The sequence below is a fragment of the Mitsuokella jalaludinii genome, from assembly GCF_928722185.1.
Lineage (GTDB): Bacteria > Bacillota > Negativicutes > Selenomonadales > Selenomonadaceae > Mitsuokella > Mitsuokella jalaludinii.
In genome coordinates this window covers 1,420,675-1,433,850 of record NZ_CAKMXA010000001.1, presented here as the reverse complement: position 1 = coordinate 1,433,850, position 13,176 = coordinate 1,420,675, and the positions used below count along the sequence as shown (strand labels likewise).

Annotated in this window: 10 protein-coding genes; 9 read left to right on the top strand and 1 reads right to left on the bottom strand. The window is 54.4% G+C overall.

Translation table 11 applies throughout. The annotated features are described in order from the left end of the window. Window positions 1-6: 6 nt before the first annotated feature. Window positions 7-1,113, top strand: a complete 1,107-nt coding sequence (ychF, locus tag QDI87_RS06760; protein ID WP_036378670.1) for a redox-regulated ATPase YchF — start codon at window positions 7-9, stop codon at window positions 1,111-1,113. A gap of 409 nt (window positions 1,114-1,522) precedes the next feature. On the opposite strand, the gene QDI87_RS06755 is transcribed toward ychF, so the two are convergent. Further along, window positions 1,523-2,302 (bottom strand): carbon-nitrogen family hydrolase, encoded by a 780-nt coding sequence (locus QDI87_RS06755; protein ID WP_278742607.1) that lies wholly within the window; start codon window positions 2,300-2,302, stop codon window positions 1,523-1,525. Window positions 2,303-2,320: 18 nt separating this feature from the next. Here QDI87_RS06755 and QDI87_RS06750 point away from each other — a divergent pair, with 18 nt between their 5' ends. The 8 genes from QDI87_RS06750 (at window position 2,321) to QDI87_RS06715 (ending at window position 13,163) form a co-directional block, all read left to right on the top strand. Next, window positions 2,321-2,518 (top strand): DUF951 domain-containing protein, encoded by a 198-nt coding sequence (locus QDI87_RS06750; protein ID WP_036378672.1) that lies wholly within the window; start codon window positions 2,321-2,323, stop codon window positions 2,516-2,518. A gap of 264 nt (window positions 2,519-2,782) precedes the next feature. After that, complete coding sequence (locus tag QDI87_RS06745) at window positions 2,783-4,060, top strand: S-layer homology domain-containing protein (protein ID WP_255240921.1); 1,278 nt, start codon at window positions 2,783-2,785, stop codon at window positions 4,058-4,060. A gap of 275 nt (window positions 4,061-4,335) precedes the next feature. Then, on the top strand, window positions 4,336-5,622 hold the full coding sequence (locus tag QDI87_RS06740) for an S-layer homology domain-containing protein (protein ID WP_278521168.1): 1,287 nt from the start codon (window positions 4,336-4,338) through the stop codon (window positions 5,620-5,622). Window positions 5,623-5,952: 330 nt separating this feature from the next. Next, entirely contained in the window at window positions 5,953-7,254 is a 1,302-nt protein-coding gene (locus QDI87_RS06735; RefSeq protein WP_278742602.1) for a putative porin, read from the top strand. A gap of 326 nt (window positions 7,255-7,580) precedes the next feature. Next, window positions 7,581-8,867: an S-layer homology domain-containing protein gene (locus QDI87_RS06730; protein WP_278742604.1), complete on the top strand. Its 1,287-nt coding sequence runs from the start codon at window positions 7,581-7,583 to the stop codon at window positions 8,865-8,867. Window positions 8,868-9,197: 330 nt separating this feature from the next. Beyond that, window positions 9,198-10,499, top strand: coding sequence for a putative porin (locus QDI87_RS06725; RefSeq protein WP_278742602.1), 1,302 nt, complete (start codon window positions 9,198-9,200; stop codon window positions 10,497-10,499). Between the two features lie 435 nt (window positions 10,500-10,934). Then, window positions 10,935-12,155 (top strand): hypothetical protein, encoded by a 1,221-nt coding sequence (locus tag QDI87_RS06720; protein WP_278742599.1) that lies wholly within the window; start codon window positions 10,935-10,937, stop codon window positions 12,153-12,155. 57 nt (window positions 12,156-12,212) lie between these two features. Continuing rightward, complete coding sequence (locus tag QDI87_RS06715; protein WP_278742597.1) at window positions 12,213-13,163, top strand: fused DSP-PTPase phosphatase/NAD kinase-like protein; 951 nt, start codon at window positions 12,213-12,215, stop codon at window positions 13,161-13,163. Window positions 13,164-13,176 lie beyond the last annotated feature (13 nt).

The window sequence follows — 13,176 nt, the reverse complement described above, 5'->3', positions numbered from 1 at the left end:
TCTATTTTGAGTAACTTAGAAGTTGGTATTGTCGGCCTGCCGAATGTCGGCAAGAGCACGCTTTTCAATGCCATCACGAAAGCCGGCGCTGAGGCCGCAAACTTCCCGTTCTGCACGATCGAGCCGAATGTCGGCGTCGTCGCCGTACCGGATCCGCGCCTCAAGGTCCTGCATGAGCTCTACAAGTCGAAGAAGACGACGCCGGCTACCGTGCGCTTCGTCGACATCGCCGGTCTCGTCAAGGGCGCATCCAAGGGCGAGGGCCTCGGCAATAAATTCCTCGAGCACATCCGCCAGGTCGACGCCGTCGCTCATGTCGTGCGCTGCTTTGTCGACCCGAACATCACGCATGTCGAGGGCGGCATCGACCCGCTGCGCGATATCGACATCATCCAGACAGAGCTCTGCCTCGCAGACCTCGAGATCGTCGAGAAGCGCATCATGAAGCTCGCCAAGATCGCGAAGTCCGGCAACAAGGAAGCAAAGGTCGAGGACGAGATCCTGCGCCGCATCAAGGCCGCGCTCGACGAGGGAACGCCGGCGCGCCAGGTCGACCTCTCCGAGGATGACCTCGAGATCATCAAGGAGATGAACCTCCTGACGCTCAAGCCGACGCTCTACGTCACGAACGTCGCCGAGGATGAAGTCGCCACGGCCTACGACGAGAACCCGTACGTCCAGCAGGTCAAGGAATACGCGGCCAAAGAGGGCGCCGAAGTCGTCGCCATCTCGGCAAAAGTCGAGTCGGAAATCGCTGAGCTCGACGAAGAAGAGGCCAAGGCTTTCCTCGAAGACCTCGGCGAGACGGAGAGCGGCCTCGACCGCCTGATCAAGGCAGCCTTCGACCTCCTGGGCCTCCAGACCTTCCTGACGGCCGGCCCGGATGAGTGCCGCGCTTGGACCATCGTCAAGGGCACGACGGCACCGAAAGCCGCCGGCAAGATCCACACGGACTTCGAGCGCGGCTTCATCCGCGCCGAGATCGTCAACTACGACGACCTCATCGCCGCCGGCAGCGTCGCCGCCGCCCGCGAGAAGGGCCAGGTCCGCGTCGAGGGCAAGGACTACGTCATGCAGGATGGCGACGTCGTCAACTTCCGCTTCAACGTGTGATGGATAGGGCGCGGGGCCTAGTTTAGTTCGTTGCGCAGGAGGGGGCCTGTATTTCGGCTTCGTCGCTCCGTTGAATGGTCCCCATGGCTTTGCGGCGCATCGTTGGCGGTTCGCCGCCTGCCGCGGCGTTCTGACATAGTGGACGGATGCTGCTTGGCATTCGGGGACCAGCCCTGCGGGCAGTCACTGCGCTCCTGCAGGCGAAATACAGGCCCCCTCCCTCTTGACTCGACTGGTTTACACAGGAGCGTAGTTGGCGTGTTTTGCGTGGCCCCGCTGCTGTGTGGTAGGTGAGACTGCTGGCCCCCTCGTGCTGCGCACATTGGGGGAGTACCCGGTATCTGACCTCGCAATATGAGAAAAGAAAAAGACTGCCGCGCTTTGCGACAGTCTTTTTGATAACAGTGTTTCAATAGAGCTCGGGGCGGCGGTCGGCGAAGACGTTGATGGTCTCGCGGATGTGGTGGCGCAGGCCAGGGCGCAGGCGGGCGGTCAGGATGGCCTCGCTTTCACCTGCTTCGACGATGGCCTCGCCCCAGGGGTCGAGGATGGCGGAGTGGCCGGCGAGGTGGTTGCCCTGCTCGTCGGTGCCGGCCTCGTTGGCCGCGATGACATAGAGCTGGTTCTCGATGGCGCGGGCGCGCGTGAGGATCTGCCAGTGGCTCAGGCGGCTGGCGGGCCAGGCGGCGGGCAGGAAGAGGACAGAGATGTCCTCGAGTGCGAGCTTGCGGATGAACTCGGGGAAGCGCATGTCATAGCAGACGGCGATGCCGCAGAGCACACCGTCGAGCCGGAAGGTCACGGCATTATCGCCCGCTGCGAAGTCCGCGCTCTCGCCGCTCGGCGTGAAGAGGTGCGCCTTGTCGTATGAGGCGACTTCCGTGCCCGTGCGGTCGAAGATGTAGCACGTGTTGTAGACCTTGCCCTCGCGCCGGTTGGCCACCGTGCCGCCGACGATGTTCACGCCGTTCTTGCGCGCGAGCTCTGCGAGCACGGCGCGCGACTGCTGGCCGTCGAGGTCCGCGTGCACGGCAATCGGCTGCGGGTAGAAGCCGAGCCGCCAGAGCTCGGGCAGCACGAGCACATCCGGCTCCTCGCGCATGGACGCTTCGACCATGCGGCGCAGCGTCTGGATATTTTCATCGGGCCGGGCGAAAGCGACCGGCATCTGCAGGATCGAGATTTTCATAGGAGGCCTCCAAATACCATGATGGAAAAACAACAATATGCCGTCGGTGACATCGTGCGCATGAAGAAAGCGCATCCGTGCGGCTCAAGCGAATGGGAAGTCCTGCGCACCGGCATGGACTTCCGGCTCAAGTGCCAGGGATGCGGCCATCTCGTTATGATGCCGCGCACGAAATTCGAGAAGATGGTCCGCGCCGTCCGCCCGAAAGAGCAGTGAGGGCGCGCCCTGTTACAATTATAGCATGATGCCTGCCGTCGTGGAATTGACATTGTCCAACTGTGCGGAAGAAATGTTGTCAGACTGTATACCGTCGAGGACAGCTTTACAGCGGCAGGAATCTGTGCTACAATCAATCTTGTTCAATGAGGAACCAAAGAGCGCCAGGAATCCTGAGGAAACTTGGACACTCATGCGGTTCTTTTTCTTTGGCCTTGTTTGAACGAGAATCATAATTGTTTTATCCCAAAGGAGGAGTTCTTCATGAAAAAGACTCTCGTATCCGCACTGACGACGGCTCTCGTCGTCGGCGCTGCCAGCACGACGTTTGCTGCTGCTAACCCGTTCTCCGATGTCCCGGCTGACCACTGGGCTTACGACGCTGTATCCCAGCTCGCAGCTGATGGCGTCATCGAAGGCTACGGCGACACGACGTTCCGCGGCAACCAGAACATCACGCGTTATGAGATGGCTCAGATGATCGCAAAGGCTATGGCAAAGAGCGATGTCTCCGCTGCCGACAAGGCCCTGATCGACAAGCTCGCTGCTGAGTTCTCCGATGAGCTCAACAACCTCGGCGTTCGCGTAAGCAACCTCGAGCGCAACGCTGACATGGTCAAGTGGACGGGCGAGGCTCGTTACACCTACACGAGCAAGCGCGATGAGGATACGAACGGCAAGAAGACGAAGGACAACGCCGACAAGCTGCAGTTCCGTCTCTATCCGACGGCTGAGGTCAACAACAACTGGCATGTCAATGCTCGTCTGACGGCTAATACGGATCTTTCCAGCGACAAGGGCGACGATGGCAATGTCAAGCTGACGTATGTTTATGCAGACGGCCAGTATGGCAACTTCAACGTCAAGCTCGGCAAGATGCCGCTGTACTCCGTTGCTGATGATGGTCTCGTACTGGATGACTTCTTCTCCGGTGCTCAGGTCAACTTCGGTAAAGACCTGAAGGCTACGCTCGAAGCTGGCCGTTGGAATCTTGAGGACGCAAACGACAACATTAAGGATGCAGCGAAGAATGATGATGCTGCTAACTATCAGGGCATTGAGCTCAACTATGGTCCGAACAAGCTCCGCCTCGGTGCTTCCTACCGTCACTTCAACAGCGCTGCTTTCACGGTTGCTGACAAGTACAATGATGGTACGTCGAAGTCGGATGATGCCAACATCTGGTCCGTCGGCGCTGGCTACAAGTTCGATCGCAACTGGGATCTCTTCGGTGCTTTCGCCCAGAACACGGAAGCCGACAACTATGACACGGCTCACAACATCCAGCTTTCCTACAAGGGTGCTGAGACGGCCAACAAGGGTACGTGGGGCGCTTATGCTGCTTACCGTTACCTCGGCGAGAACGTCGCTCTTATGCCGACATATTTTACGTTCCAGACGAACACAAAGGGCTGGGAAGTCGGTGCAGATTACGTTCCGTTCAAGAACGTCTACACGGCTATCGAGTACTTCGATGGCAAGGATCTCGCAACGGATCGCGATGCCAACACGCTGTTTGGCCGCGTAAGCTACTTCTTCTGATTTCAGCAGAAGTTACATTTCGCAATCAAAAGACCGTTCCTTCAGGAGCGGTCTTTTTTGCGCGCATAAGATGCAGAAAATTAATAGGATAGATTTGATTGCTAAGATAGAAACATATCCGGGATAATTTGTAATTTGAACAGAATTGTGTTACACTAATAACTAATTGGATGAGGTCATAAAGAAAAGAACTGAGGAAACATGGACACTCATGAACACCTTCTTCGTGAAATCAGCCAAGAATGACCAAATGTTTTATGAAGGAGGAGTTCTTTATGAAGAAGACTCTTGTATCTGCACTGACGACGGCTCTTGTTGTCGGCGCTGCTAGCACGACGTTTGCTGCTGCCAACCCGTTCTCTGATGTACCGGCTGACCATTGGGCTTATGATGCTGTATCCCAGCTCGCAGCTGATGGCGTCATCGAAGGCTACGGCGACACGACGTTCCGCGGCAACCAGAACATCACGCGTTATGAGATGGCTCAGATGATCGCCAAGGCTATGGCCAAGAGCGATGTCTCCGCAGCCGACAAGGCCCTGATCGACAAGCTCGCTGCTGAGTTCTCCGATGAACTCAACAACCTCGGTGTCCGCGTCAGCAACCTCGAGCGCAATGCCGACAACGTCAAGTGGAACGGCCAGGCTCGTTATCGTTACTGGAGTCAGCGCTATGAGAACGAGAAGGGCTCGAAAGACAAGAAAAACACGGATCAGCTCAACTTCCGCCTCGAGCCGAGCGCTGAAGTCAACAACAATTGGCATGTCAAGGCTCGTATCGATGCATTCATGAATCCGAGCAAAGACGAGACGTCGGATCTGACGGTAAAACGCGTTTGGGCACAGGGCGACTACAAGAACTTCCAGGTCAAGCTCGGCAAGATGCCGTTCTTCTCGACGGAGACGGCTGGCATGCTCTTCGATGATCAGTTCTCGGGTGCTCAGGTCACGTTCGGCAACCAGCTCAAGCTCACGGCTGAGGCTGGCCGTTGGAACCTCAACAGCGCCAACAAGCAGTCGAACCTCAACTATGCAGCTGGAAAGACGGACGACGATGCTGCCAACTATCAGGGTATCGCTCTGAACGGCACGGCTGGCAAGCTCTATGGCGGTGCTGCTTATCGTCATTTCAACAGCAACGTCTTCACGCAGACGAAGGGCTTCGAGAAGAACACGGATGAGGCCAACATCTGGTCCGTTGGCGCTGGCTACAAGTTCGACAAGAACTGGAACCTCTACGGCGCTTATGCTAAGAACGAAAAGGCTGAAGCAGATGCTACGGCACATAACATCCAGCTCAACTATAAGGGCGCACAGAAAGCCAACAAGGGTTCCTGGGGTGCTTACACGGCTTACCGTTACATGGGTCAGAACGTTGCCTTTGCTCCGACGTACGAGACGTTCCTCAATGCTGGCGTCAACAACGTCAAGGGCTGGGAAGTCGGCACGGAATACGTTCCGTTCACGAATGTCACGGCTGCCGCTTACTACTTCAACGGCAAGCAGCTGGACAACGACCAGGATGCAGAGCTGCTGTTCGGCCGCGTAAACTTCTGGTTCTGATAAGAAGCTGCAATAGCGACGATTCACTGCCTAGGCGGATCAAAAGCCTTCCACTGGCAAATGTCAGTGGAAGGCTTTTTTGTGCGCGGATTCTCAATGATAGTGATAGTTGAGCCTGTAAACTATTCTAACCAAAGTGTAATGGACTTCTAACAGCAGTGTAATTGTAATTGACTGAGTCAAGTAATATAATGATGGTGTCAAAAGGAAAGGGGCAGGGACCTCAGAGGAAACATGGAGACTCGCGATGCTCCCCGCACTCTTCCCACCAATCCAATTCACTCGATACCTTCTATATATGGTATAGAAGGAAGATGGGAGGAATTCATCATGAAAAAGACTCTTGTATCTGCATTGACGACGGCACTCGTAGTTGGTGCTGCATCCACTACATTTGCCGCAACGAACCCGTTCTCCGATGTACCGGCTGACCACTGGGCATACGATGCCGTATCCCAGCTCGCGGCTGACGGCGTCATCGAGGGCTACGGCGATTCGACATTCAAAGGCAACCAGAACATCACGCGCTATGAGATGGCACAGATGATTGCCAAGGCCATGGCCAAGACGGACGTCTCGGCCTCCGACAAGGCCCTCATTGACAAGCTCGCCGCTGAGTTCTCCGATGAGCTCAACACCCTCGGCGTCCGCGTCAGCAACCTCGAGCGCAATGCCGACAAGGTGAAATGGAACGGCGAGGCCCGCTACACCTACACGAGCACGCGCGACAAATCCAAAGCTGACAGCAAGAGCAACGACGATGAACTGCTGCTGCGCCTCGAGCCGTCGGCTGAGGTCAACAAGAACTGGCATGTCAACGCCCGCCTCGATGCGTCCACGGACCTTGCCAAGGACAGCACCGACCCGAATGGTAAACATGGTGATGAGCAGGACACGGATGTGACGCTGCAGCGCCTCTGGGCAGATGGCCAGTACGGCACGACCAACATCAAGGTCGGCAAGCTGCCGATGCAGCTCGACAGCAACCTGCTCTTCGATGATGAGATCTCCGGCGCCGCCATCACGACGGGCAAGGACCTCAAGGTCACGCTGCAGGCAGGCCGCTTCGACCTCGATGGCGATACAAACAACGATTCCATCAACGCGGCTGCTAAGGCAAAAGATGATACGGCCAATATGCAAAGCGTCGGCTTGCAGTACGGAAAGGAAAAGCTTAGCATCGGCGCTGGCTACCATCATCTGAACAGCGATGCCTTCACGGCGATGGGCAAGAGCTACAAGTCCACGCAGGATGAAGACAATGCCGACATCTGGAGCGCAAACCTCCACTACGCGTTCGACAAGAACGTCGCCCTCGGCGGCGCCTATGCCGAGAACACGAAGGCCGACGACTACAAGAAGGCCGGCACGGTCGAGCTCGACTACAAGGGCGCAGAGCCTGCGAACAAGGGCACCTGGGGCGCCTATGCCGCCTACCGCTACCTCGGCCAGAACGTAGCCCTCGATCCGTCGTACGACGGCGCCTGGGCCGGCACGAAGGGCTGGGAAGTCGGCACGGACTACACACTCTTCAAGAACACCGTCGCAAGCGTCAAGTACTTCAACGGCGAGAACATCGACAACGGCAAGGATGCCGAGAAGCTCTTCGGCCGCGTCGAATTCCACTTCTGATACACGCGAATTCCACTTCTCTCTATATGAATCAAATGAACGAGAGCAGCGTCCCTTTGGGGGCGCTGCTCTCGTTGTGCGTAAACCGCTTGCTCCCACGGATGCTGCTTTGTTGTTATTTTCTAGAGAAGTTTCTACGATAAATTGTTAATTCTTAGAATTTTCTTTAGTAAGCCTATTGCGGAGGGCAGCCGGGTATGGTACACTGAATTTAATCAAAGCGCGTTCAAAAAAGCGACAGCTAGAGGAAACATGGATACTCTGCGTCGCGATTGGATCGGCTTTGAGAAAATCACTTCTTAATCATATAGAAGGAGGAGTTTCTCATGAAGAAGACTCTTGTATCCGCTCTGACGACGGCTCTCGTCGTCGGCGCAGCAAGCACGACGTTTGCAGCTGCAAACCCGTTCTCTGATGTACCGGCTGACCATTGGGCTTACGATGCTGTAACCCAGCTCGCAGCTGACGGCGTCATCGAGGGCTATGGCGACACGACGTTCCGCGGCCAGCAGAACATCACGCGCTATGAGATGGCTCAGATGATCGCCAAGGCTATGGCAAGAACGGATGTTTCGGCATCGGACAAGGCCCTGATCGACAAACTCGCAGCAGAGTTCTCCGATGAGCTGGGCAACCTCGGCGTCCGCGTCAGCAACCTCGAGCGCAATGCCGATATGGTCAAGTGGAACGGCCAGGCTCGTTACCGTTACTGGAGCCAGCGCTATGAGAACGAGAAGGGCTCGAAAGACAAGAAAAACAAGGATCAGCTCAACTTCCGCCTTGAGCCGAGCGCTGAGGTCAACAAGAACTGGCATGTCAAGGCTCGTATCGATGCATTCATGAACCCGAGCAAAGACGAGACGTCAGATCTGACGGTAAAGCGCGTTTGGGCGCAGGGCGACTACAAGAACTTCCAGGTCAAGCTCGGCAAGATGCCGTTCTTCTCCACGGAGACGGCTGGCATGCTCTTCGATGATCAGTTCTCGGGCGCTCAGGTAACGTTCGGCAAGAACCTCAAGGCTACGCTTGAAGCAGGCCGCTGGGATCTCAACAGCGCAAACACGCAGTCGAATCTTCATGATGCGGCTGGTAAGACGGACGACGATGCTGCCAACTATCAGGGCATCGCTCTGAACGGCACGGCTGGCAAGCTCTATGGCGGCGCTGCTTACCGTCATTTCAACAGCAACGTCTTCACGCAGACGAAGGGCTTCGAGAAGAACACGGATGAGGCCAACATCTGGTCCGTTGGCGCTGGCTACAAGTTCGACAAGAACTGGAACCTCTACGGCGCTTATGCTAAGAACGAAAAGGCTGAAGCAGATGCTACGGCACATAACATCCAGCTCAACTATAAGGGCGCACAGAAAGCCAACAAGGGTTCCTGGGGTGCTTACACGGCTTACCGTTACATGGGTCAGAACGTTGCCTTTGCTCCGACGTACGAGACGTTCCTCAATGCTGGCGTCAACAACGTCAAGGGCTGGGAAGTCGGCACGGAATACGTTCCGTTCACGAATGTCACGGCTGCCGCTTACTACTTCAACGGCAAGCAGCTGGACAACGACCAGGATGCAGAGCTGCTGTTCGGCCGCGTAAACTTCTGGTTCTGATAAGAAGCTGCAATAGCGACGATTCACTGCCTAGGCGGATCAAAAGCCTTCCACTGGCAAATGTCAGTGGAAGGCTTTTTTGTGCGCGGATTCTCAATGATAGTGATAGTTGAGCCTGTAAACTATTCTAACCAAAGTGTAATGGACTTCTAACAGCAGTGTAATTGTAATTGACTGAGTCAAGTAATATAATGATGGTGTCAAAAGGAAAGGGGCAGGGACCTCAGAGGAAACATGGAGACTCGCGATGCTCCCCGCACTCTTCCCACCAATCCAATTCACTCGATACCTTCTATATATGGTATAGAAGGAAGATGGGAGGAATTCATCATGAAAAAGACTCTTGTATCTGCATTGACGACGGCACTCGTAGTTGGTGCTGCATCCACTACATTTGCCGCAACGAACCCGTTCTCCGATGTACCGGCTGACCACTGGGCATACGATGCCGTATCCCAGCTCGCGGCTGACGGCGTCATCGAGGGCTACGGCGATTCGACATTCAAAGGCAACCAGAACATCACGCGCTATGAGATGGCACAGATGATTGCCAAGGCCATGGCCAAGACGGACGTCTCGGCCTCCGACAAGGCCCTCATTGACAAGCTCGCCGCTGAGTTCTCCGATGAGCTCAACACCCTCGGCGTCCGCGTCAGCAACCTCGAGCGCAATGCCGACAAGGTGAAATGGAACGGCGAGGCCCGCTACACCTACACGAGCACGCGCGACAAATCCAAAGCTGACAGCAAGAGCAACGACGATGAACTGCTGCTGCGCCTCGAGCCGTCGGCTGAGGTCAACAAGAACTGGCATGTCAACGCCCGCCTCGATGCGTCCACGGACCTTGCCAAGGACAGCACCGACCCGAATGGTAAACATGGTGATGAGCAGGACACGGATGTGACGCTGCAGCGCCTCTGGGCAGATGGCCAGTACGGCACGACCAACATCAAGGTCGGCAAGCTGCCGATGCAGCTCGACAGCAACCTGCTCTTCGATGATGAGATCTCCGGCGCCGCCATCACGACGGGCAAGGACCTCAAGGTCACGCTGCAGGCAGGCCGCTTCGACCTCGATGGCGATACAAACAACGATTCCATCAACGCGGCTGCTAAGGCAAAAGATGATACGGCCAATATGCAAAGCGTCGGCTTGCAGTACGGAAAGGAAAAGCTTAGCATCGGCGCTGGCTACCATCATCTGAACAGCGATGCCTTCACGGCGATGGGCAAGAGCTACAAGTCCACGCAGGATGAAGACAATGCCGACATCTGGAGCGCAAACCTCCACTACGCGTTCGACAAGAACGTCGCCCTCGGCGGCGCCTATGCCGAGAACACGAAGGCCGACGACTACAAGAAGGCCGGCACGGTCGAGCTCGACTACAAGGGCGCAGAGCCTGCGAACAAGGGCACCTGGGGCGCCTATGCCGCCTACCGCTACCTCGGCCAGAACGTAGCCCTCGATCCGTCGTACGACGGCGCCTGGGCCGGCACGAAGGGCTGGGAAGTCGGCACGGACTACACACTCTTCAAGAACACCGTCGCAAGCGTCAAGTACTTCAACGGCGAGAACATCGACAACGGCAAGGATGCCGAGAAGCTCTTCGGCCGCGTCGAATTCCACTTCTGATACACGCGAATTCCACTTCTCTCTATATGAATCAAATGAACGAGAGCAGCGTCCCTTTGGGGGCGCTGCTCTCGTTGTGCGTAAACCGCTTGCTCCCACGGATGCTGCTTTGTTGTTATTTTCTAGAGAAGTTTCTACGATAAATTGTTAATTCTTAGAATTTTCTTTAGTAAGCCTATTGCGGAGGGCAGCCGGGTATGGTACACTGAATTTAATCAAAGCGCGTTCAAAATTTATACTGTCTTTTGTAATCAGAAAATTACCTATAATACAAATAAACGCAAGAATGCATAGGTTTTCGTGATGTTTCCGCAAAATACAAGAGGAATTGATATGGAACAATCTGCTACAATAAAAGTCAGATAAGTCATAACAGCGCGCTTGACCTTCTGTCATCAGGAAGAATCACAAGAATCACATTAGGGGGACTTGCAGATGAAGAATCAAAAGAAAGCAATCGTCTTGGGCCTTACGGCCACAATGCTGATGCCGGTATGCTTTAACGGTGGTACGGCAGAAGCAGCTGCTGCAGATACCGATGTAGCAGCTATGCAGGCAGAGATCAATGATTTGACGGCACGCTTGACCGATTTGGAGAACAGCTTGGCTGCTGCGAAGGAAAAGCAGGAGGCAGCCAAGAGCGAGAAGAAGGCCAAGAAAGAGGCACCGACGATCAAGTGGTCGGGTTCTACAAAGTCTGGTTACATGTATGATGAGGATAAGACCGGTAAGATCAAGGCGGAAGCGAATATTTTAGCAACGACAGTGGTGGATAAGACGTACGATGTTGGTATTGGCTTAAAATTCAAGGCAACGTCGTCTGAGCCGAAGGATGGCTACTCTTCAGAAAAGAACAAGGTCAAATTAACCGACTCCTATGTTGGTCGCTCCTTCGGCCCTGTCTATGTGAGGGCTGGTGTCCAGAAAGTATCTCTTGGTGAAGGCCTCTGGCTCTCTAAATCGAGTGTGAATCAGTTTACGGCTAACTACAAGATGACGCCGCGTGATGCGCTGTATCTCGGCTATGGTCGCGATTCTCAGGATTACTTGGCCAATGATACGAATAAAAGGTACGCCCCACCAACTCGCACGCGTCTGTTGAAATTTGCTCAGTATCAGCATGATTTCTCGAAGGATGCATATGCCGGTCTGTATGTCGGCACGCAGCAGCCAGAGCGTTACTTCGGCATCTATGGTTCGACGCCGATTGTAGGTAAGTTCGGCATTACGGCTGAATATGTACGGAATACTAATAAGGACAAACCTGCATCGGTTCAAAATAAATACGGTGCAGATATTGGTTATGGCTATGAATACTTTGGTGCCGATAAGAACACGCAGGGCTATGTGATCAGCTTGAACTATGGCAAGGCCAAGAAGAAGGGAACTTGGGATATCATTGGACAGTATCTCAATGTCGACCAGAACCTCTTCATGGATGATGGCTACTCGAGTTGGAAAGATTATATTGATGCTGCTGGCTTCAAGGGGTTTGGCTTGATCATGGATTATGCGACGAGCGATCATTCCAAACTCTCGCTGCTGCGTTACTGGGCACATACGAATCCGGATAGTGCCAATGTGGATAAAGATGGCAATTCGCTGGAGAAATCCCCGCACTATTCCACGTATCTGAAGTTCACGACGAAGTTCTAAGAAACGAATCTTTTAAAATCGAACCCACTAAAATCCATGAAGGAGGACGATGTCAGCATGAATTATTCAGGAATCAGCAAAAGAATTGCAGCTCTTACTGTTGCGGCGATGTTGTCGACGGCTGCGGCATTTGCCGCAGAGCCGGCACCAGGCGTGCAGATTCTCAAATACGATCGCCCCGCCGCTGTTTCAGAGATGCCAGCAAATTTCCGCACGGCCCAGAGTCAATATAAGACGGCAAAGGATGGGATCTACCCCTCGCGCGAAGGCCTGGATAATCTGCGCCAGTCCGGTAGCAGCTTCTTCTCCAAGAATGAATTCAAGGAACTCCTGAAGCATGTACCAGCCAAGGATCTTGTCGTCATCGATCTGCGCAATGAATCGCATGGCTACATCAATGATGATGGCATCAGCTGGTATTCGCGCTACAAAACCTTCAACAAAGGTCAATCGGCCAAGGAAATCGATCGCCGCGAGAAGAGCATGCTCGAAACGGCCAAGATGAACCAGAATGTTGATATCGCTACGCTGGACAAGCACAAGGATATTGCTTCGCAGAAGGTCGAACATGTCAATTCGGTACAGACCGAAGAACAGTTCGTCAAATCGATGGGCGTCAAGTACTATCGTGTGCCGGTCATGGACTACTCTGCACCGACCCCGGCAAATGTCGATGAATTCTTGGCCATCTACAAGAAATTGCCGAAAAATGCTTGGATTCATGTTCACTGCGAGGCCGGTGTAGGCCGCACGACGATTTTCCTCTCGCTCATGGATATGATTAAGAACGCCGACAAGCTTTCCTACGACGATATCATGACGCGCGAAGTGCTGCTTGGTGGTCAAGATGTCCGCAAGTCGGCAGAGACAACGAAGGATGCCTATAAGAAAGGGAACTATCCGAAGCGCGCTTTGTTCACGCGTCATTTCTACGAATACGTCAAGGCTAATCCACAGCTCAAGAAAACGTACACGCAGTGGACAAAGGAAAATGGATTTGAATTCTGATCAAAGGTACGGT